Here is an 18,851-nt window from a genome sequence, read left to right as displayed (position 1 = left end):
ACCGGGCGACGGAGGGGGGAGTTTTGAGACGGCGGCATCACTGATCGAGGTCGTATCACTCCCCCCACCGGTCGCTGCGCGACCACCTCCCCCATGGGGGGAGGGTCTGGCTAAGCCGCGCCCGTCGCCACCGGCACGTCGTCGCGGCCGCCCCATTCTGTCCACGAGCCGTCATAGACCGCCGCCCGGGGCTTGCCGAGCCGGGCCAGGGCCAGGGAGACCACGGCGGCGGTGATGCCCGAGCCGCAGGTGGTGGCGATCGGCCGGTTGATGTCGACCCCCGCGGCCTCGAACACCGCGGCCAGCCGGTCGGCCGGCAGCATGGTCCCGTCGGCGGCCAGCAGGGTCGACAGCGGCACGTTGCGCGAGCCGGGAATGTGGCCGCCACGCAGGCCGGCGCGGGGCTCGGGATCGCGGCCCTCGAAACGGCCGGCGGCGCGGGCGTCGATCACCTGCTCGCGGCCCCGATCTTCAGGCGACTTCTCCAGGTTGCGCTTCATCTGGTCCAGCGAGCGGACGATGTCGGCCTGGTAGCGCGGGGTGAAGTGGCGCTCCTGCGGGGTGACGGCCAGGTCCTCGACCGGACGGCCCTCGGCGATCCATTTGGGCAGGCCGCCGTCCAGCACCACCACGTCCTCGTGGCCCATGGCGCGGAATTCCCACCAGACGCGGGCGGCGGGCAGGATGCCGCTGGTGTCGTAGACGACGATCTTCGACCCGTCGCCCAGGCCCAGCTTCTTGACCCGCGAGGCGAACTTGATCGGCGAGGGCAGCATGTGCGGCAGGTCCGAGGTCTCGTCGGCGATCTCGTCGATGTCGAAGAACACCGCGCCCGGAATGTGGGCCAGGTCGTACTCGGCCTTGGGATCGCGCTTGGCGGCGGGCATGTGCCAGGAGCCGTCGACGATCCTGACGTCCGGCGCGTCGAGGTGCTCGGCTAGCCAGGCGGTCGAGACGAGGGGATCGGCGTGGGTCATGGCAAGGCCTTTCGGGGTCTGACTCGCCCCTTCGAGAGGGCGGGCAAGATCACGCGATCGGCGGGGCGGGGCAAGGCTTTGCGAGGTGGAAGCGGACCAAAAGTCTGCCTCTCAACATTGTCATCCCGGACAGCCTCTGCGAGGCTTTCGGGATGACAACCGTTGGGGCTTTAAAAATCTGAGAAGGCGAGCCGCCAACCCTACGGATGGGGCTCCGCCAAGGAGTGCTCTCCGGCCTCATCGAGGATCTTGTCCTGCACGCGCTGGATGACGTCCCACTTCCTGACGTTCTTGCCGGGGCAGGCGTGGGTGGTGGCGGGGTCCTCGCGGTGCAGCTTCATGCTGGCCGGATCCAGGCCCAGCACGGCCGAGAGGGTGGCCATGGTCGCGACGGCGTTGTCGCGCACCGCCGCGCCACGGCCCTTGTCGAAAGCGTCCTTGTCGTAGTCGCCCAGCATCTCCAGGCCCAGGGCGATGCTGTTCCAGCTGGGCGAATGAACGCCCGACACCGTCAGCGGCGTGAACACCCAGATCTGCTTGTCGTCGACGAACAGGTGCGGTCCCGCGCTCCATTTGCGGCCGTCGCGATAATAGGCCTCGAGATTGGCGATGTGGGTGCGGGTGAAGCCTTGCGGCCGCTGGGCCAGGGAGGGCGCGCCGGTGTTGTGCAGGACGATGAACTTCGGCCGCCAGGCCGACCAGGTCAGGGTTTCGCAGTAGGTTTCGAACGACTCCGGCGTGAAGCTCCTGCCCACGATCCCCTTCCAAGCCATTCGGCCCTCCTCATCGAGATTGGGACGATCCTGCACTGTAAGGTTGAATGGCGCAACTTTGCTATTCGGCGCGCATCGCGCGCCGGGGGCTACATCCAGGGCGGGGTCGGCAGACCCTTCTCGGCCAGGAAGGCGGGGTTGAACAGCTTGCTCTGGTAGCGCGAGCCATGGTCGCAGAGGATGGTCACGATGGTGTGGCCCGGACCCATGGCTCTCGCCATGCGCACCGCGCCGGCGACGTTGATCCCGGTTGAGCCGCCCAGGCACAGACCCTCGTGCTGCACCAGGTCGAAGACCTGCTCCAGCATCTCCTCGTCGCTGATCCGGAACGGGTGGTCGATAGCCAGGCCCTCGAGGTTGGCGGTGATCCGCCCCTGGCCGATGCCCTCGCTGATCGAGGTCCCTTCCGACTTCAGCTCGCCGTCGGCGTACCAGCTGTACAGCGACGCGCCGTGCGGGTCGGCCAGGCCGATCCTGACCTGCGGCTTGCGGGCCCGCAGGGCGGCGGCGACGCCGGCCAGGGTGCCGCCCGAGCCGATGGCGCAGATGAAGCCGTCGACCTTGCCGTCGGTCTGCTCGAAGATCTCCGGGCCGGTGGTCTCGAAATGGGCCTGGCGGTTGGCGACATTGTCGAACTGGTTGGCCCAGATCGCCCCGTTCGGCTCGGTCTTCGCCAGTTCCTCGGCCAGGCGGCCCGAATAGCGGACATAGTTGTCGGGGTTGGAATAGGGGACGGCGTCCACCTCGACCAGTTCGGCGCCGAGCAGGCGGATGGCGTCCTTCTTCTCCTGGCTCTGGGTGCGGGGAATGACGATGGTGGTTCTGTAGCCCAGGGCCGAGGCGACCATGGCCAGGCCGATGCCGGTGTTGCCGGCCGTGCCCTCGACGATCCGGCCGCCGGGCTTCAGCAGGCCGCGGGCTTCGGCGTCGCGGATGATGCCCAGGGCCGCGCGGTCCTTGACCGACTGGCCGGGGTTCATGAACTCGGCCTTGCCGAGAATCTCGCAGCTGGTGGCCTCGCTGGCGCGGTTGAGGCGGATCAGCGGCGTGTCGCCGATAGCGTCCAGGACGCTGGTCTTTACGGTCATCTCTTCAGTCCAGCCGAGCGGGAGGTCGGCTTGGTAGATCGTGATGCGCGGCCTTCAGGCAAGACCAGTTTTCCTGAAGGCGGCCTTGACGGTTTCAGCGCAGGTTTAATCCAGCCGTTGGGTGATGATCACGTTCAGCAGCGCCAGGGCGCCGTTGACCGAGGCGGCCGCGCACCAGGCGCCGTGCAGGCCCTCGACCTCGACCAGATGGTTCTCGATGGCGTCGACCATGATGCCCTCGGCCACGGGGAACGAGGCGTCGCCCAGCAGCTGTTCGTCTTCCAGCTCCTTGCACCAGGCGGCGACCGCATCGGTGGCCGTCTCGGCGTCGAACTGGGTGATGTAGGTGCCGCCATGGAAATCCAGGACGAGGGTGTAGAGGTTCATCGGGCCGACCTCGGTGAGCGCTTGCGGACTGTACGCACACCCAAGGTCGGGATGCATGGCCAGGTTTGCTAGAGCAAGCCGCGCGATAGTAGGAATCGCGCCGCTTGCTCTAGATTTTTGTTTTCGCATCGCTTTTGCGGAAAACCGGCGTCCACTTTTCCGCGCGATGCTTTAGGCCCGGGAAAGGCCCAGCTGGATCACGTTGGTGCGCTCGGTGCGGAAACCGGCCTCGCAATAGCTGAGATAGAACCGCCACAGCCGGCGGAAGCGCTCGTCGAAGCCCAGACCCTTGATGTCGTCCCAGGCCGCCTCGAACCGCGCGGCCCATTCGGACAGGGTGTCGGCGTAGTTCTGGCCGAAGCGGTTGATCTCGGTCCAGGCCAGGCCGGCGGCGGCCGTCTCCTGCTTCAGGCGCGCCTCGCTGGGCAGCATGCCGCCCGGAAAGACGTAGCGCTGGATGAAGTCGGTGTGGCCGCGGTAGCGGGCGAACAGCTCGTCGCGGATGGTGATGATCTGCAGGCCGGCCCGGCCGCCGGGCGACAGCACCTCGCGGATCTTGCCGAAATAGGTGGGCCAGTATTCCTCGCCGACCGCCTCGAACATCTCGATCGAGGCGACGCTGTCGAACTGGCCCTGGACGTCGCGATAGTCGATCAACCGGATCTCGGCCTTCTCGGCCAGGCCCTGGTCGAACAGGCGCCGCTTGGCGAAGTCGTGCTGGGCTTGGGAAATGGTGACGCCGGTGACCTTGGCTCCCACTTCCTTGGCCGCGAACTCGGCGAAGCCGCCCCAGCCGCAGCCGATCTCCAGCACGTGCTGGCCGGGCTTGAGGTCGATCGACCGGGCCAGGGCCGCGTACTTGGCGCGCTGGGCCTGATCCAGCGGCTGGCCGGGTTTTTCGTACAGGGCCGACGAATAGGTCATGCTGGGGTCCAGCCAGCGGGAATAGAAGGCGTTGCCCAGGTCGTAGTGGGCGTGGATGTTCTTCCTGGAGCCCACCCGATCGTTGCGATGAAACAGGTGGTAGAGCTTGTTGACCGCCTGCATCATCGGATTGCCCCGGACCAGGGCCGTCAGCCGGTCGAAGTTCAGCGAGAAGGCCTCCAACACCGCCGACAGGTCGGGGGTGTCCCACTCGCCGGCCATGTAGCCCTCGGCGAAGCCGATGTCGCCCGAGGCCAGGGCCCGGCGGATGAACCGATAGTCGTGGATGCGGATCACCGCGTCCGGGCCCGGCCCCTTGCCGACGATGCGCAGGGGCTTGCCCGAGGGCAGGACGAAGGTCAGATCGCCGGCCGCCCAGTTCTCGACGGCGACGCGGAGCGCGGTGCGGAAGGCGGCCGGGGCGCGACGCAGTTCGGGGTCGCGGGCCGCGGCCGGCCAGGTCGCAGGCAGGATATCGGTCATCGACGGTCCCATCCCTAACTTGATGACGAAAGTAAGAACTCTCGGAACCGACCTGTAAATGGGGAGGACTATCGGCCCTCGCGAGAAATCTCCTCGCCCTTGAGGCCGCGATAGGCCGCGAGCGCGCCTTCACGCGCCGCCGAACGCCCCACGATCGGTTCGCCATGGATACGCCTGGCGGCGGGGTTGGGTTGCGCCGAAGCCTTCCACGGCGCGTGGCTCAGGGCGTCGGCCAGGCGCGGTTCGGTGCGCGGCCAGACGAGGACGGGGCCGTTCCGACCGAGCCGCACCTTCACGCCCACGCCTCGCCCCGATGCTTGTCCCAGTCCCTTGCTCCATCCGCCCCCTGTGCCATAACGCCCATCATGTCCAGACGCGTCATCCTCGTCACCGGCGGCGCCGGGTTCATCGGCTCCAATATCGTGGCCAAGCTGTGCGAGGACGACAGCCTCGACGTGGTGGTCTGCGACCGGCTGGGCGAGGCCGCGCAGAACAAGTGGAAAAACATCGCCAAGGCGCCGATCGCCGACTTCGTGGCCCCGGAGGATCTGTTCGACTGGCTGGCCCAGCGCGGCGACGAGGTCGAGCTGGTGATCCACATGGGGGCGATCTCCTCGACCACCGAGCCGGACGCCGACCTGATCGTGCAGTCCAACTTCGTGCTGTCGCGCGACCTGTGGCGGTGGTGCGCGCAACATCAGCGGCGACTGATTTATGCTTCTTCGGCGGCCACTTACGGCGACGGCCTGCAAGGTTTCGACGGCAAGGACGACCTGGAAAGCCTCAAGGCCCTGCGACCGCTGAACGCCTATGGCTGGTCAAAGGCGCTGTTCGACATCTACGCCGTTCGCGAGGCCGCCCGTGGACATGCGCCGGCCCAGTGGGCGGGGCTGAAGTTCTTCAACGTCTACGGCCCTAACGAGGACCACAAGGACGGCATGAAGTCGGTCGTCTGCCAGATCTGGCCCAAGGTGGCGGCGGGCGAGGGCGTGCGGCTGTTCAAGTCGCACCACCCCGACTACGAGGACGGCGGCCAGCTTCGCGATTTCGTCTATGTGCGCGACGTGGCCGACGTGGTCGCCTGGCTGGCCAAGAGCCCGCACGTCAACGGGATCTACAACCTCGGTTCCGGCAAGGCCCGCTCGTTCAAGGCCCTGGCCGAGGCCACCTTCCGGGCTGTGGGCCGCGAGCCCGACATCGACTATTTCGACATGCCCGAGGTGCTGCGCGGCAAGTACCAGTACTTCACGCAGGCCGACATGAGCCGCCTGCGCGCCGCCGGCTACAACGCACCGATGACCTCGCTGGAAGACGGCGTCGAGGACTATGTCTGCGGGTTCCTCAATACGGACGATCCGTACCGGTGAGGCGCGCGGTTGACGGTCAGGCCGCCCGCCGCACGTCGGTGACGGCGAAGTCTTCGCCCTTGAACAGCAGCGGCAGGTCGCGCGACTTGGCCAGGGCGTAGCTGAAGCAGTCGCCGTAGTTCAGGCCGTGAGCGCCTTGTCCAAAGGTTCGGTAGGCCATCTGGGCGACATCGGCCAGGGCCCCGTCGAACGCCACCGTCGTTAGGTTCAGGGCGGCGATCAGGTCCGTCAACTCGGCTGCGCGCACGGCGCCGTGACGACGGCTGGCGACGATGAAGGCCTCCAGGCGCGTCGGCGCGGCGATCAGCGCGGTTTCCGTCGTGATGATCGCGTCGAGAAAGGTTTCGGCGTCGGGCTCGCCCTGAAAGATCGCGATCAGCGCCGAGGTATCGACGACGATCACTTCGGCAAGCCGTCCTGGTCGTACAGCAGGGCGTCGTCGGAGCCTTCCTGCAGCACGGGCGAGGCCCTGACCCTGGCCTGGATCGCCCGGATCCGCGCCAGCCGCGCGGCCAGGGCTTCCGGCGTGGTTGGCGTGCGGTCGAGTTCGGCGCGCAACGCCCGCGTGACGACGTCGGTCAGGGTCAGTCCCGTCCGCTCCGCCAACTGGCGAGCAAGGCGGTCGGCTTCTTCGCTGCGAATGTACAGGCTCATGGTCCTGTATATACACCCGATCAATACGGCCTCCAAGCCGAGCCGTGATTCGGAGCGCCGCCATGGTCAAGGGCGTCACCTTCGGCCGCCACGCTCCAGGAGGCTCCAGGCCGTCTCGCGCGACGCGGCGGGTTCGTGTAACCAAGGGCCATGGCCGACCGTTTCAAGGGCTTCAAGCGCTGGATCTTCGCGGGGGCGGTGCTGTTCCTGGCGCTGGTTCTGTCGGCGGCGTTCTATTGGCGCTACGACATCCTGCGCACGACGCTGGATCCCAAGATCCCGTTCCAGACCTACGAGCCGCCGCCGGCTCCCAACTACGCGCGGCCGGAAGCCTGGGCGCTGGCGCCCCAGCACGGCGTGGCCAGCCGGGGCGGCGCCGACGTCTTTTTCGTGCACCCCACCAGCTATGACGGCGGTCGCGACTGGAACGCGCCGTTCGACCAGCCGAAGGCGGCGCGCGACCTGGCTCGGGTCATGCTGCCCAACTACGCCGCCCCGTTCGCGCGGGTCGGACGGATCTTCGCGCCGCACTACCGCCAGGCCAGCCTCTACACCTTCCTGACGCTGCGCGACGACGCCCGCGACGCCCGGCGCTTCGCCTATGACGACGTGCGCGACGCCTTCCGCCACTACCTCGCGCACGACAACGGCGGGCGGCCGATCGTGCTGGTCGGGGTGGAGCAGGGCGGCATCCTGGCCGAGCGGCTGCTGAACGAGGAGATCGCCCCGAACGCGGCGCTGCGGGGCCGCCTGGCCGGCGTCTACCTGATCGAGACCGTGGTGCCGGCCGACGAGTTCGGCCCCGGCGCGCCGGTGCCCGCCTGCGCCGGTCGCGACCAGGCCGGCTGTCTGGTCGCCTGGGCGTCGATGGTCGACGGCGACTTCCAGCAGGCCCAGGAACTGACCAACCGCTCGCTGGTCTGGAACACCGGCGGCGAGCTGGTCACCCTGGACGGTCGTCAGCCGCTTTGCGTCAACCCGCTGCTGGGGGCGCGCAACGAGATCCGCGCGCCGGCCAAGCTGAACCTCGGCGCGGCCAACGCCACCGGCCTGGAATGGGACTCAAGGCCGGCCCTGCTCAAGCGCCAGGTCTGGGCCCAGTGCGAGAACGGCCTGCTGCACACCGGGCGCCCGAAATCGACCTCGCTGCGCGACAGCGGCTCGTGGACCGACCGCCGCAAGGTGGACGGCTTCAACCTGTTCTGGGCCGACATCGAGGCCGACGCCCTGGCCCGGGTCGCGGCGCTGAAGCGGCGGGGGCCGGTTCCGCAGGCCGCCAGCTAGGCGGTTCTCTGCCCTGCGCGGCTCAACCGGCGTCGTTGAGCGGCGAGGCGGCCTTCCAGTCGAACAGTTCCTGCAGGGTCCGCACCGCCTGGCCGCGCGGCGAGGTGAGGTCGGGGTCGCGGGCCAGGATCAGGCGGGCGTCGTCGGCGGCCACGGCGATCAGGTCGCGGTGGGCGACCGGGTCGGCCAGCCTGTAGGCCGGGAAGCCGCTCTGCTTGAGGCCCAGGGGATCGCCGCCGCCGCGCAGCTCCAGGTCCTTCTCGGCGATCTCGAAACCGTCGTCGCTGCGGCGCAGGATGTCCAGCCGCTGCTGGGCGGTCTCCGACAGCGGCGGGTCGTAGAGCAGCACGCACGAGCTCTCGCGGGCGCCGCGACCCACTCTCCCGCGAAGTTGGTGAAGTTGCGCCAGGCCGAAGCGGTCGGCGTGCTCGATCACCATGATGCTGGCGTTGGGCACGTTGACCCCGACCTCGACCACCGTGGTGGCGACCAGGACCGAGACCTCGCCATCGACGAAGGCCTGCATGACGGCGTCCTTCTCGGCGGACGGCATCTGGCCATGGACCAGGCCGACGGTGGGGCCGATGGCCTGGCGCAGCGAGGCGGCCCGCATCTCGGCGTCGCGCAGGTCGATCTTTTCGGACTCCGAGACCAGCGGGCAGATCCAGAAGGCCTGAGCCCCGGCCTGGGCGGCGGCCTTGAGCCGTTCGATGATCTCGGGAATGCGCGGGGTCGGCGCGGCGCGGGTGGCGACAGGCGTGCGGCCCGGCGGCTTCTCGTCGATGCGCGAGACATCCAGGTCGCCGAACACCGTCAGTTCCAGGGTGCGGGGGATCGGCGTGGCCGACATGGCCACCAGGTGCGCGCCTTCCCCTTTTTCCTGGAGGCGCTTGCGTTCGTTGACGCCGAACCGGTGCTGCTCGTCGATGATCGTCAGGCCCAGGGCCTTGAACGCCACATCGTCCTGGAACAGGGCGTGGGTGCCCACGGCGACGGCGGCCGAGCCGTCGGCCAGCTTGGCCAGTTTCGACGCCCGGGCCGACCCCTTGTCGCGGCCGGTCAGCAGGATCACCGCCAAACCCTGCGCCTCCAGCGGCGGGGCCAGGGTTTCGTAGTGTTGGCGGGCCAGGATCTCGGTCGGGGCCATCAGGGCCGACTGCAGGCCGCTGGACGCCGCGTCGGCCATGGCCAGCATGGCCACCACGGTCTTGCCCGAGCCGACGTCGCCCTGCAGCAGCCGGCCCATCCGCTCGCCGCTGGCCATGTCGCCGCGCACCTCCGACAGGGCGCGGATCTGGGCGCCGGTCAGCCTGAAGGGCAGGGCCTTCTCGACCGCGTCCGACAGCGGGCCGGCGACGATGCGCGGCGCGGGGTGAGAGCGCTTGCCGGCCTTGCGCTGGGCCAGGGCCAGCTGGTGGGCCAATAGCTCGTCATAGGCCAGGCGGCGGCGGGCCACCGACATTGGCGACAGGTCGATCTCGGCCTGCGGGCCGTGGACCAGGGCCAGGGCCTCGCGCCAGGTCGGAAAGCCGTTTTTGGCCAGCCAGGCCCCATCCTGCCACTCTGGCAGGGCGACGGCGCGCTCCAGGGCCTCCTGGGCGAACTTGCGGAAGGTGCGCGAGGGCAGGCCGGCGGTGGCCGGATAGACCGGTTCGATGGGCGGGATCTCGCCGACCCGCTCGGCCTCGAGCAGATAGTCGGGATGGGCGACCTGGATCTCGCTGCCGAACCGCTCGACCTTGCCGCTGGCCGCCCGCTTGGCCCCGACCGGATGCTGGCGCTCCAGGTGCGGGCCATGGCCCTTGAACCAGGTCAGGGTGACGAAGCCGTGCTCGTCCCAGGCGCGGATCCGCCAGGGCTGGCCGGGGCGCTGCGGCGGCAGGTGGGCGTCGATGGTGACCAGAAAGGTCTGGACCTGGCCGTCGACGGCGCGGTCCGAGGTGGTGGCCGTGCGGCGGATCAGGCCCTGGGGCAGGGTGAACAGCACGTCGCGGACGATCGGTCCGGCCAGGCGCTCGACCAGCGGCGCGACGCGCGGCCCCACGCCTTTCAGCGTGGAGACCGGCGTGAACAGCGGAAAGAGAATCTCGGGGCGCATGCGGCTCCCACCATAGCGAAGCCGGCGGCGGATGTGGACGCCGCGATGTTCTCTTTTCGTGCCGCAGGACGATTTGGTGAGAAGCTCGACCGTAAAAGGCCGAACGGATCCCGGGGCGTGACGTCGCCGTCTCCCCGAAATCCGAAGGCGGGCGCTATTCGCCCTTGTTCATGGCCGGTTTCAGCGCGGCCACGATGTCCTGAAGCTCGTCCGAGCGCGAGGCGCCCGAGACGTTCAGGCGGGTGTAGAGATACTCGGCCTTATGCTTCGTCGCCGCCTCAGGGAAGCGGTTGCCCGCCCCGTGCAGGTTGTTGGCTTCGCCCGCATAGACGACGGTTCCGGTGGCGTCGACAAAGACGAAATTGCCAGCGATCGTCGTCCGAGGATCGCGATCCTCGGCCAGCTTGTAACGGTAGACGGCGCCCGATGCGCCTTGCAGATCGATATAGGGTTTCACTGGACCTCGCCTCACAGCACACGGCGTCGGCGGAGAGGAGGTGAGGGGCGCCGGAGGCCAAATTATGACCTTAGGCCACTCACCTTGCTGAGGAATCGCCGCGTACGCTCTTCCTTAGGCGAACCAAGCACTTCGGCGGAAGGGCCTTGTTCGATTATAACGCCGTCATCCATAAACAGCGTCCGATCGGCCACATCGCGCGCGAAGTCCATCTGGTGGGTTACGATGACCATGGTCCGCCTCTCGGCGGCCAGGTCGCGGATGACTGTCAGCACCTCGCCGACCAGTTCCGGGTCCAGGGCCGAGGTCGGTTCGTCGAACAGGATGACCTGCGGATCCATGGCCAGGGCCCGGGCGATGGCGCAGCGCTGTTGCTGGCCGCCGGACAGCTCGCGGGGATAGGCGTCGACCCGATGGGCCAGGCCCACCTTGGTCAGCAGGGCCCGGGCCTTGGCGTGGGCGGCGGCGGGCTTTTCGCCCCGCACCACGATCGGCCCTTCGGCGACGTTCTGCAGGGCCGTGCGGTGCGGGAAGAGGTTGAAGCTCTGGAACACGAAGCCGACCCGGCCCTTCAGGGCGCGAGCCAGGGGCGGCCTGGACCCGGCCGTCACGCCGGCCACGGTCAGGGTTCCGCCATCGATCAGCTCCAGCCCGGCCAGGCAGCGCAGCAGGGTGCTCTTGCCCGAACCGCTGGGGCCGATCACCGCGACGACCTCGCCGGGCGTCACGGTCAGGTCGACGCCGTTCAGCACGGTCGTGTCGCCAAAGCGCTTGACCAGGCCGGTGGCCGAGATCGCGCTCATCGGCGTTGCTCCGCCTGGCGTTCCAGCCGGGCCTGGCCCAGGGCCAGCAGACTGGACAGGATCCAGTAGAGGGCGGCGGCCGCCAGGTACATGGCGAAGATCTCGTAGGTGCGGGCGGTGATCAGCTGGGCCTGGCGGAACAGCTCGGGCACCTGGATGGTGGCGGCCAGGGAGGTGTCCTTGACCAGGCTGATGAAGCTGTTGGACAGCGGCGCGACGGCGGTGCGGGCGGCCTGGGGCAGGATCACTCGGCGCAGGGCCTGGCCGCGGCTCATACCCAGCACGCTGGCGGCCTCCCACTGGCCCTTGTCCACGGCCGCGATGGCGCTGCGCAGGATCTCGCCGGCATAGGCCCCGATATTGATCGAGAAGCCGATCCCGGCGGCCAGCAGCGGCGGCAGCTGCACGCCCAGCTGCGGCAGGCCGTAATAGATCAGGAACAGCTGCACCAGCAGCGGCGTGCCGCGGATCGCCGAGACATAGACCGCCGCCGGCCAGCGCAGGAACGGACTGCGCGACAGCCGCATCAGCGCCAGGCCGAACCCGATCGCCAGCCCGACGCCCATGCCGATCAGGCTGAGCAGCACGGTATAGCCCGCGCCCTTCAGCAGCAGCGGGGCCGACTGCGCGACGAGGTCGAGGGCGGGGTTCAAATCCGTCCCCAACGGTTGTCATCCCGGAAGCCTCGTAGAGGCTGTCCGGGATCCAGGGGCGGCTGCACCGCTTTGGCCCAGTCCCCTGGGTCCCGGACAGCGCTACGCGCTTCCGGGATGACAACAGGGTGGCTCAAGATCACTTCGTCACGTCCTGCCCGAACCACCGGGTCGAGATCGCCGCCAGCCGGCCGTCGGCGCGCAGGGCGTCGATGGCCTCGTCGATCGTGACCTTCAGGGCCGGGTCCCGCAACATGGCCACGCCCATGCCCTGGCTGGCGAACACCGGGCCGGAGGCGACGAAGTCGGGCGAGGTCTTGACGAAGTCGGCGGCCACCAGCCGGTCGTTCAGCACCGCGTCGATGCGGCCCGCCTTCAGATCCTGGTACTTGGTGGGATCGTCGTCATAGGTGCGGACCACGGCCGCGGGCACGTTGGCCCGCAGCCAGCTCTCGTAGTTGGTGCCCAGGCCGACTCCGACCTTCTTGCCCGCCAGGTCGGCGGGCGTGGCGATCCCCGCCTGGCCCTTGCGGACGATGATCTGGATGCCCGAGACGGTGTAGGGCCGCGAGAAGTCGTACTTGGCGGCCCGTTCCGGGGTGATGGCGATCTGGTTGATCACCACGTCGATGCGCCTGGACTCCAGCGCTCCCAAGAGGCCGGCGAACGGCGAGGGATGGAACTCGGCCTTGACCTTCATCTGGGCGGCCAGGGCCTTGGCGAAGTCGACCTCGAAGCCGGCCAGCTGGCCGTCCTTGTCCTGGAAGTTGAACGGCGGATAGGTGCCCTCCAGGCCGATGCGCAGGGTCTTGGTCGCCTCGACGCGCTTGAGGCCGGTCTCGGCCGCGTCGCCGGCCTTGCCGCCGCAGCCGGCCAGGCCGAGGCCGGCGACGCCCAGGCCGAGGCCCAGAAGGAAATCACGACGGGCGGGGAATCGCATGCGGGCCTCGAAAGCGCGGGTCATGACCTATTTCTATACGGCCCGCGCGCCGCCGCCAGGGGCAAGCGCCGTCGCTCGCTCCCGTTGATCGACCTGACGGCGAATTAACCTGACGCGACAGGCCGGTTCTGGCCTTCTGCGGCGACTTGTGTGTCCGGGGAGCGACATGGCCCAAGCGTTCGATCCCGCCGCCGCCACGGCGGCCTATCTGGCGACCCTGCCGCCGGCGGCCCACGCCAAGGCGGCGGCCTACACCCACGGCGGCCATTGGCTGCTGCTGTGGGGATTTCTGGTCACGGTGCTGGTGTCGTGGCTGATCGTGCGCAGCGGCGTGCTGCCCGGGCTGCGCCGGCGGCTGGAGCGGCGACGCGCCCGGCCGCTGCTGGCCAGCCTGGTGGTCGGGATCGTCTATCTCCTGATCGACGGCGTGCTCAGCCTGCCCTGGTCGGCCTATAGCGGCTGGTGGCGGCAGAAACAGTACGGCCTGACCAGCCAGGCCTTCACCGGCTGGCTGGGCGAGGCCGCTATCAGCCTGGCCATCTCGGCCGTGGTGCTGGGCCTGTTCTTCGTCGCCCTCTACGCCCTGATCCGCAAGGCGCCGCGGACCTGGTGGCTGTGGAGCGGCGGACTGACGGCGGTGTTCATCACCGTGATGATGGTGCTGGCCCCGATCTATATCGAGCCGATCTTCAACCACTATACGCCGGCCCCGCCCGGCCCGGTGCGCGACACCGTGGCCGCCATGGCCAAGGCCAACGGCGTGCCGGCCGACAAGATCTTCGTCTATAACGGCTCCAAGCAGTCCAACGCCTACACCGCCAACGTCTCGGGCCTATTCGGCTCGGCGCGGGTGGCGATGAGCGACACCATGTTCAAGCAGGGGGCGGACCTGGCCGAGGTGCGCGGCGTGGTCGGCCACGAGATGGGCCACTACGCCCACCATCACGCCCTGTGGATCGCCGGCGTCATGAGCCTGCTGGCCGTCGTCGCCTTCTTCCTGGTCGACCGCCTGTTCGTCCCCGTCGCCGCCCTGCTGGGCGCGGAGTCGGTCCGCGGCCTGGCCGATCCGGCCGGCCTGCCGGTGCTGAGCGTGATCCTGGCGGTGCTGTCGCTGCTGGGCGCGCCCCTGACCAACAGCCTGATCCGCATCGCCGAGAGCGACGCCGACCGCTACAGCCTCGAGCATGTCGGCGAGCCCGACGGCCTGGCCAAGGCCCTGGTCAAGACCATCGAATACCGCGCCGCGACGCCCGGCGTGGTCGAGGAGGTGCTGTTCTACGATCACCCCGCCGTGGGGCGGCGAATCCGCCGGGCCATGGAGTGGAAGGCGGCGCATCTGGCCGCCGCCAAGCCCAGAACCTGACCGGCCTCGAAGCGACCCTTTCCCAGCCTGGAACGCGGGTCGTTCCGGGCGCGTCCAAGGAGATCCGACGTTGAAAATCCTGGCTCTGTTCACCCTGCTGGCGTCGACCGCCGTGACGCCCCTGGCCGCCTCGGCCCAGACCGCCCCGCCAGCAGCTGCCGCGTCGGCCCAGGCCCCGCCGGAGGTCGTCGCCGCGCTGGAGAAGCTCAACAGCGAATGGCTGACGGCCTACAAGACCCGCGACGGCGCGGCGCTCGATCGCATTCTCGCCGACGATTTCGAGGCGATCTATCCGGGCGGACGCATTCTCAGGAAGGCCGACCTGATCAAGACGGCGACCAATCCGGCCCGCACCGTCTCCGACATCGGCTGGGACGACCTGAAGATCCTGGTGTTCGGCGACGTTGCCGTCGTTCGCGCCCGCAGCCGGATCGTCGGCAAGACCGCCGAGGGCGACTTCTCCGGCCGCAACGACTATGCCGACGTCTATGTCCGGCGAGCCGGCGCGTGGCGGGCGGTCTCGGCCCATGTGGTGCCGGTGACGGATTAGATTGCCATGGGCCAGATTCTCATCCGCAATCTCGATGACTGGGTGATCGACGCACTCAAGCGCCGGGCGACCGATCATGGAACTTCGATCGAGGAAGAGGCGCGGCGGGCGCTGTCGGACAGCGTCAAACTTGAATGGCGAGAAGCGGTCGAGCGTCTCAACGCGGTGCGGGAGCAACTAGGTTCGGATAGCGGGCCGACGAGCCTCGACCTACTGCGAGCAGATCGGGCTCGCGACGATCATCGGTGATTGAGGGTAATACCAGCGGCCTTTGATTCCCACGGTTCTGGTCTTCCCTAACAGTTCGTCATCCCGGGCCGGGTGCCCAGGACCCCTGGTTCAGCTGACGGTGAAGCAAAGTGGCGCGCCAGCGCGCCACACCCCTGCACCTGCGGCGGACAGAGGGGTCCCGGGCACAGGGCCCGGGATAACGAATTCAAGGGAAGCTAGGGGGCAAACTCAAGGGCGCTTGGCATAAGTTCCAAGCTCGCCTACCGCTTCCGCACGAACACCGTCCCGGCCGAATAGCCCGCCCCGAAGCTGCAGATCAGGCCCGTCTCGCCGGGCGCGAAGTCGTCATTGGCGCTGTGGAAGGCGATGATCGAGCCGGCCGAGCTGGTGTTGGCGTAGTCGTCGAGGATGATGACGTTCTCGCCGGGCTCGGGGTCGCGGCCCAGCACCTTGCGGGCGATCATGTCGTTCATGTTGATGTTGGCTTGATGCAGCCAAAGGCGCTTTAGCCCCGCAGGCTCGACCCCCAGGTCGGCGGCGTGCTCGAGGATCATCTGGCTGACCATCGGCACCACCTCGCGGAACACCTTGCGGCCCTCCTGGACGAACAGTTTGTCCTTGGCCCCGACCCCTTCCGGAGCGGCGCGGTTGAGGAAGCCGAAATTGTTGCGGATGTTGTTGGAGAACTCGGTCTTCAGCCGCGTGCCCAGGATCTCCCAGCCGCCCTGGGCCTGGTCTTCGGCCTCCAGGATCACCGCGGTGGCCACGTCGCCGAAGATGAAGTGGCTGTCGCGGTCGGTGAAGTTCAGGTGGCCTGAGCACACCTCGGGATTGACCATCAGCACCGCCTTGGCGCTGCCGGTGGCGATGAAGTCGGCGGCGGTCTTGATGCCGAAGGTGGCCGACGAGCAGGCGACGTTCATGTCGAAGGCGAACCCGTCGATGCCCAGGGCCTGCTGCACCTCGATGGCCATGGCCGGATAGGCCCGCTGCATGTTCGAGGCCGCGCAGATCACCGCGCCGATCTCGCTGACCGGCTTGCCCCAGCGTTCGATCGCCTGCTTGGCGGCCTCGACGGCCATTTCGGCCAGGATCGAGATCTCCTCGTTGGGCCGTTCGGGCAGGATCGGGCGCATGACCTCGGGGTCGACGATCCCGGACTTGTTCATCACGTAGCGGGCCTTGATGCCTGAGGCCTTCTCGATGAATTCGGGCGAGGAGGGGGCCAGGGCCACGACCTCGCCGGCGGCGATCGCCTCGGCGTTGGCGGCGTTGAAGCGCTCGACATAGGTGTTGAAGGCTTCGACCAGTTCGGTGTTCGAAACGCTGAACGGAGGGGTGTACAACCCCGTGGCGACGATGACGGCTTTAGGCAAGGCGGCGGTCCCGGTGACGCTGGCGCGCCCCCTCTCTGAAAAGGTGCGGGCGCGGCTTGGCTCTGTGGATCGATCCATAGCACGCCCGGCGCGGGCGTCACCTTTCCCCGCGCGGCAGGGATGTCACACCTCGCCGCTTTCGAAGCCGAACACGGAACGATCTGGCGCCGCCACAATCGCCACGGACATGTCGGGAACGACACGCAATGGCCCCAAACGGTCCAGCGAGGGTCCAATCGCGGCCCCATGGCGCGGCTATCCAGGGCAGGTCGAGGCGCTCCCCCGCCTCGCCAGTGCCAAGGAGTACAACAATGAAAGCTCTCATGACGGCGGCCGCCCTGGCCGCCCTTTCGGTCGCTGCTGTCCCCGCCCTGTCGCAAGCCCAGGACACCGGGGTCTATGGGACCCTCGGCTACGCCGGATCTCGCGCCGAAGGCGCCGACACCGGCGCGGTGCAGGGCCGCCTGGGCGCCAAGCTGACCCCGCACTTCGGCGTCGAGGGCGAGCTGTCCGGCGGCGTCAAGGATGACGACATCGACACCAACGGCGTGCGGTCCAACATCGAGCAGACCCACTCGGCCGCCGTCTACGGCGTGGGCTTCCTGCCGGTGAGCCCGAAGATCGACCTGATCGGTCGCGTCGGCTACGGCAACACCCAGTACAAGCAGACCCTGGCCGGGGTCGAGAGCAAGTTCGACGCCGACAGCGTCAACTACGGCGTCGGCGCCCAGTACAAGGTCGACGACAAGAACGGCGTCCGCGTCGACTACACCCGCCAGCAATTCCGCGACAACGACGCGGCCGACGCCAACGTGGTGTCGGTGGGCTATGCGCGGAAGTTCTAGTCGGCGGCCCAGACTTGAGACGAAAGGAAGCGCGCCTCCGGACGGGGGCGCGCTTCCTGATTCCCGAGGGGCGTTCGGCGGTTAGCTGAACACCGCGGCGGTGTCGCCGGTGGGCGAGGCCTTGGGGTCGGGGCCGAACTTGTTGGGACCGTTCGTGCCGGGCAGCAGGCAGAACACCAGCAGCACCAGGCCGCCGATGCCCGGGATGAGGCTGATCAGCAGCCACCAGGCCGACCGATCGGTGTCGTGCAGGCGCCGGAAGCTCACCGCCAGGCTGGGGATGATCACGCCCAGGAAGGCCAGCGAGAAGATCCCCATCACCGCCATGGCCGCGCCGCTCGGCCCATTGGGGCTGAAGCCCCCCACCGCGCCCAGCACGGCGAAATACACGATCTCGGCGATGACGATCAGCAGGGTGAACAGCCAGTATTCCGAACGCCGAGCGCGGCCGGAGAAATCGGCGTATTTCTTGAGCGGCTGGAACATCAACGACATGGCAGGCTCCTGTGAAGGCCCCCGGAGGGGCGTGAATTTCGCGGTCAGGCCTGGGCCGGATCGGAAGGCGGGCCGCCGCCGGGCGGGTAATAGTGGTTGTGCACGACGGTCGGGGGGGCGTAGCCGGGGCGGCCCTTGGGATCGGGGCCGTAGCGGTTGTCGCCGGGCGTGCCGTCCAGCAGGGTGAAGATGAACACCACGAAGCCGCCGAAGGGCACGAAGCTCAGCAGCAGCCACCAGCCGGACTTGTCGCTGTCGTGCAGGCGGCGGACGCTCACGGCGAGGCTGGGGATGAGCATGGCCAGGTAGAACAGCCCCAGCAGCGCCATGATCATCACGGCCGCGGCCCCCGCCTGATCGCCGTCGCCGCCCGTCGCCGCGGCGACCATGACCAGGACGAGGAACAGGCCGAAGGTCACCAGGACTTGGAACAGCGTGAACAGCCAGTATTCCGAACGCCGGGCGCGGCCTTCGAACTCGGCATATTTGCGCAAGGCCTCGAACATCATGCGGTTAAGCTTCCCCCCGATGGTCGGCGATTGGCCGACTCTGACAACCCGAAGGCGAACCTATGGTGGGAAGACCGTCGCCGTAAAGAACAATTGCCAAGATCACTCGGCGGCCGGGCGGAAGGCTTGACGCCGGTCGACGCCGCGCCGACGCTGAAGCGATCGGGAGGAAGCGTCGCTTTGGACAAGGCGCTGATCATTCAGCTGGCGGGCTCGGCCGCGGCCGTGGGGCTGCTGGTGGCCCTGGCGGCCTGGGCGCGGATCGCGCGGCCGACCCCGCCGCTCGACGCCGAGGCCGCGCGAGCCCTGCTGGCGGTCGAGTTCCCCGACGACTTGGTCGAGGCCTTGTGGATCGCCGCCGACGGCGCGGGCCTGGTGGCGCGGTCGGGCGAGCGGGCCCTGGTCGCCTGGCGCAAGGGCGACGGCTACGTGGCCCGCGACCTGCCCTGGGCGGCGGCGCTGGCCGCCAGGCCCGCCGGGGGCGTCCTGATCCTCAGGACCGCGGACGGCGTCGCCCGCCTCGCGCTGGACGACGGCGAGCCCTGGCCGCCGCCTCGGTTCGCCGCTCGGGAGGCCGCCGCGTGAAGACCTTCG

General features: G+C 68.6%; 23 protein-coding genes. 7 read left to right on the top strand and 16 right to left on the bottom strand.

The features are described from left to right. Nucleotides 1-110: 110 nt before the first annotated feature. The 6 genes from sseA to J2X41_RS02235 all read right to left on the bottom strand — a co-directional run bounded on the left by sseA (nucleotide 111) and on the right by J2X41_RS02235 (nucleotide 4,934). The gene (gene sseA, locus J2X41_RS02260; RefSeq protein ID WP_310079275.1) at nucleotides 111-977 is read right to left on the bottom strand and encodes a 3-mercaptopyruvate sulfurtransferase; all 867 of its coding nucleotides are present in this window, start codon (nucleotides 975-977) and stop codon (nucleotides 111-113) included. 200 nt (nucleotides 978-1,177) lie between these two features. Next, entirely contained in the window at nucleotides 1,178-1,750 is a 573-nt protein-coding gene (locus J2X41_RS02255) for a peptidoglycan recognition family protein (protein WP_310079273.1), read from the bottom strand. Nucleotides 1,751-1,839: 89 nt separating this feature from the next. Continuing rightward, complete coding sequence (locus J2X41_RS02250; RefSeq protein ID WP_310079271.1) at nucleotides 1,840-2,838, bottom strand: cysteine synthase A; 999 nt, start codon at nucleotides 2,836-2,838, stop codon at nucleotides 1,840-1,842. A gap of 105 nt (nucleotides 2,839-2,943) precedes the next feature. Next, nucleotides 2,944-3,225, bottom strand: coding sequence for a hypothetical protein (locus J2X41_RS02245; protein WP_310079270.1), 282 nt, complete (start codon nucleotides 3,223-3,225; stop codon nucleotides 2,944-2,946). A 171-nt stretch (nucleotides 3,226-3,396) separates the two neighbouring features. Then, nucleotides 3,397-4,632, bottom strand: a complete 1,236-nt coding sequence (locus J2X41_RS02240) for a cyclopropane-fatty-acyl-phospholipid synthase family protein (RefSeq protein ID WP_310079269.1) — start codon at nucleotides 4,630-4,632, stop codon at nucleotides 3,397-3,399. A gap of 68 nt (nucleotides 4,633-4,700) precedes the next feature. Further along, the gene (locus tag J2X41_RS02235) at nucleotides 4,701-4,934 is read right to left on the bottom strand and encodes a hypothetical protein (RefSeq protein ID WP_310079268.1); all 234 of its coding nucleotides are present in this window, start codon (nucleotides 4,932-4,934) and stop codon (nucleotides 4,701-4,703) included. Nucleotides 4,935-4,997: 63 nt separating this feature from the next. Between J2X41_RS02235 and rfaD the strand changes: the two genes are divergently transcribed. Further along, nucleotides 4,998-5,999, top strand: a complete 1,002-nt coding sequence (gene rfaD, locus J2X41_RS02230; protein WP_310079267.1) for an ADP-glyceromanno-heptose 6-epimerase — start codon at nucleotides 4,998-5,000, stop codon at nucleotides 5,997-5,999. Between the two features lie 16 nt (nucleotides 6,000-6,015). Here rfaD and J2X41_RS02225 read toward each other — a convergent pair whose 3' ends face one another. Both J2X41_RS02225 and J2X41_RS02220 read right to left on the bottom strand, forming a co-directional pair. Beyond that, nucleotides 6,016-6,402, bottom strand: a complete 387-nt coding sequence (locus J2X41_RS02225) for a type II toxin-antitoxin system VapC family toxin (protein ID WP_310079266.1) — start codon at nucleotides 6,400-6,402, stop codon at nucleotides 6,016-6,018. Further along, nucleotides 6,399-6,653 carry a type II toxin-antitoxin system VapB family antitoxin gene (locus J2X41_RS02220; protein WP_310079264.1) on the bottom strand — a complete coding sequence of 85 codons (255 nt, stop codon included), beginning with the start codon at nucleotides 6,651-6,653 and terminating at the stop codon, nucleotides 6,399-6,401. The genes J2X41_RS02225 and J2X41_RS02220 overlap by 4 nt, the downstream gene beginning before the upstream one ends. A gap of 150 nt (nucleotides 6,654-6,803) precedes the next feature. Between J2X41_RS02220 and J2X41_RS02215 the strand changes: the two genes are divergently transcribed. Next, complete coding sequence (locus J2X41_RS02215; protein WP_310079261.1) at nucleotides 6,804-7,937, top strand: DUF3089 domain-containing protein; 1,134 nt, start codon at nucleotides 6,804-6,806, stop codon at nucleotides 7,935-7,937. A 22-nt stretch (nucleotides 7,938-7,959) separates the two neighbouring features. Here the strand turns inward: J2X41_RS02215 and recG are convergent, their stop codons facing one another. From recG to tcyJ, 5 genes are all read right to left on the bottom strand, one after another. After that, nucleotides 7,960-10,035 (bottom strand): ATP-dependent DNA helicase RecG, encoded by a 2,076-nt coding sequence (recG, locus tag J2X41_RS02210; protein WP_310079259.1) that lies wholly within the window; start codon nucleotides 10,033-10,035, stop codon nucleotides 7,960-7,962. A gap of 154 nt (nucleotides 10,036-10,189) precedes the next feature. Next, nucleotides 10,190-10,492 carry a hypothetical protein gene (locus J2X41_RS02205; RefSeq protein ID WP_310079258.1) on the bottom strand — a complete coding sequence of 101 codons (303 nt, stop codon included), beginning with the start codon at nucleotides 10,490-10,492 and terminating at the stop codon, nucleotides 10,190-10,192. A 62-nt stretch (nucleotides 10,493-10,554) separates the two neighbouring features. After that, nucleotides 10,555-11,295, bottom strand: coding sequence for an amino acid ABC transporter ATP-binding protein (locus J2X41_RS02200; RefSeq protein ID WP_310079257.1), 741 nt, complete (start codon nucleotides 11,293-11,295; stop codon nucleotides 10,555-10,557). Further along, nucleotides 11,292-11,948, bottom strand: coding sequence for a cystine ABC transporter permease (tcyL, locus tag J2X41_RS02195; RefSeq protein WP_310079255.1), 657 nt, complete (start codon nucleotides 11,946-11,948; stop codon nucleotides 11,292-11,294). Before tcyL ends, J2X41_RS02200 begins: the two co-directional genes overlap by 4 nt. A 139-nt stretch (nucleotides 11,949-12,087) precedes the next feature. After that, nucleotides 12,088-12,888 carry a cystine ABC transporter substrate-binding protein gene (gene tcyJ, locus J2X41_RS02190; protein ID WP_310079842.1) on the bottom strand — a complete coding sequence of 267 codons (801 nt, stop codon included), beginning with the start codon at nucleotides 12,886-12,888 and terminating at the stop codon, nucleotides 12,088-12,090. 166 nt (nucleotides 12,889-13,054) lie between these two features. On the opposite strand from tcyJ, the gene J2X41_RS02185 reads away from it, so the two are divergent. The 3 genes from J2X41_RS02185 to J2X41_RS02175 all read left to right on the top strand — a co-directional run bounded on the left by J2X41_RS02185 (nucleotide 13,055) and on the right by J2X41_RS02175 (nucleotide 15,050). After that, nucleotides 13,055-14,251: a M48 family metalloprotease gene (locus tag J2X41_RS02185; RefSeq protein WP_310079253.1), complete on the top strand. Its 1,197-nt coding sequence runs from the start codon at nucleotides 13,055-13,057 to the stop codon at nucleotides 14,249-14,251. A 70-nt stretch (nucleotides 14,252-14,321) separates the two neighbouring features. Then, nucleotides 14,322-14,801, top strand: a complete 480-nt coding sequence (locus tag J2X41_RS02180) for a nuclear transport factor 2 family protein (protein ID WP_310079252.1) — start codon at nucleotides 14,322-14,324, stop codon at nucleotides 14,799-14,801. Between the two features lie 6 nt (nucleotides 14,802-14,807). Next, entirely contained in the window at nucleotides 14,808-15,050 is a 243-nt protein-coding gene (locus J2X41_RS02175; RefSeq protein WP_310079250.1) for a FitA-like ribbon-helix-helix domain-containing protein, read from the top strand. Nucleotides 15,051-15,292: 242 nt separating this feature from the next. Here the strand turns inward: J2X41_RS02175 and J2X41_RS02170 are convergent, their stop codons facing one another. Next, nucleotides 15,293-16,408: a beta-ketoacyl-ACP synthase III gene (locus J2X41_RS02170; protein WP_310079249.1), complete on the bottom strand. Its 1,116-nt coding sequence runs from the start codon at nucleotides 16,406-16,408 to the stop codon at nucleotides 15,293-15,295. Nucleotides 16,409-16,719: 311 nt separating this feature from the next. Here J2X41_RS02170 and J2X41_RS02165 point away from each other — a divergent pair, with 311 nt between their 5' ends. Next, entirely contained in the window at nucleotides 16,720-17,253 is a 534-nt protein-coding gene (locus J2X41_RS02165; protein ID WP_310079248.1) for a porin family protein, read from the top strand. 81 nt (nucleotides 17,254-17,334) lie between these two features. Here J2X41_RS02165 and J2X41_RS02160 read toward each other — a convergent pair whose 3' ends face one another. Beyond that, nucleotides 17,335-17,748, bottom strand: a complete 414-nt coding sequence (locus J2X41_RS02160) for a DUF805 domain-containing protein (protein ID WP_310079246.1) — start codon at nucleotides 17,746-17,748, stop codon at nucleotides 17,335-17,337. A gap of 44 nt (nucleotides 17,749-17,792) precedes the next feature. Continuing rightward, a complete protein-coding gene (locus tag J2X41_RS02155) occupies nucleotides 17,793-18,257 on the bottom strand; it encodes a DUF805 domain-containing protein (RefSeq protein WP_310079245.1) in 465 nt (154 codons plus the stop codon). A 180-nt stretch (nucleotides 18,258-18,437) separates the two neighbouring features. Here J2X41_RS02155 and J2X41_RS02150 point away from each other — a divergent pair, with 180 nt between their 5' ends. After that, nucleotides 18,438-18,842 carry a hypothetical protein gene (locus J2X41_RS02150; RefSeq protein ID WP_310079244.1) on the top strand — a complete coding sequence of 135 codons (405 nt, stop codon included), beginning with the start codon at nucleotides 18,438-18,440 and terminating at the stop codon, nucleotides 18,840-18,842. Nucleotides 18,843-18,851: the final 9 nt, after the last annotated feature.

Source organism: Caulobacter sp. BE254, from assembly GCF_031457295.1.
Lineage (GTDB): Bacteria > Pseudomonadota > Alphaproteobacteria > Caulobacterales > Caulobacteraceae > Caulobacter.
Note: the sequence above shows the minus strand (reverse complement) of the source record. Positions and strands in the feature narration are given on the sequence as shown.

Bases quoted from the DNA above. Each gene is read 5' to 3' on its own strand.
- sseA (WP_310079275.1), bottom strand. From the start codon at position 977: ATGACCCACGCCGATCCCCTCGTCTCGACCGCCTGGCTAGCCGAGCAC.
- J2X41_RS02255 (WP_310079273.1), bottom strand. From the start codon at position 1,750: ATGGCTTGGAAGGGGATCGTGGGCAGGAGCTTCACGCCGGAGTCGTTC.
- J2X41_RS02250 (WP_310079271.1), bottom strand. From the start codon at position 2,838: ATGACCGTAAAGACCAGCGTCCTGGACGCTATCGGCGACACGCCGCTG.
- J2X41_RS02245 (WP_310079270.1), bottom strand. From the start codon at position 3,225: ATGAACCTCTACACCCTCGTCCTGGATTTCCATGGCGGCACCTACATC.
- J2X41_RS02240 (WP_310079269.1), bottom strand. From the start codon at position 4,632: ATGACCGATATCCTGCCTGCGACCTGGCCGGCCGCGGCCCGCGACCCC.
- rfaD (WP_310079267.1), top strand. From the start codon at position 4,998: ATGTCCAGACGCGTCATCCTCGTCACCGGCGGCGCCGGGTTCATCGGC.
- J2X41_RS02220 (WP_310079264.1), bottom strand. From the start codon at position 6,653: ATGAGCCTGTACATTCGCAGCGAAGAAGCCGACCGCCTTGCTCGCCAG.
- J2X41_RS02215 (WP_310079261.1), top strand. From the start codon at position 6,804: ATGGCCGACCGTTTCAAGGGCTTCAAGCGCTGGATCTTCGCGGGGGCG.
- recG (WP_310079259.1), bottom strand. From the start codon at position 10,035: ATGCGCCCCGAGATTCTCTTTCCGCTGTTCACGCCGGTCTCCACGCTG.
- J2X41_RS02200 (WP_310079257.1), bottom strand. From the start codon at position 11,295: ATGAGCGCGATCTCGGCCACCGGCCTGGTCAAGCGCTTTGGCGACACG.
- tcyJ (WP_310079842.1), bottom strand. From the start codon at position 12,888: ATGCGATTCCCCGCCCGTCGTGATTTCCTTCTGGGCCTCGGCCTGGGC.
- J2X41_RS02185 (WP_310079253.1), top strand. From the start codon at position 13,055: ATGGCCCAAGCGTTCGATCCCGCCGCCGCCACGGCGGCCTATCTGGCG.
- J2X41_RS02175 (WP_310079250.1), top strand. From the start codon at position 14,808: ATGGGCCAGATTCTCATCCGCAATCTCGATGACTGGGTGATCGACGCA.
- J2X41_RS02165 (WP_310079248.1), top strand. From the start codon at position 16,720: ATGAAAGCTCTCATGACGGCGGCCGCCCTGGCCGCCCTTTCGGTCGCT.
- J2X41_RS02160 (WP_310079246.1), bottom strand. From the start codon at position 17,748: ATGTCGTTGATGTTCCAGCCGCTCAAGAAATACGCCGATTTCTCCGGC.
- J2X41_RS02155 (WP_310079245.1), bottom strand. From the start codon at position 18,257: ATGATGTTCGAGGCCTTGCGCAAATATGCCGAGTTCGAAGGCCGCGCC.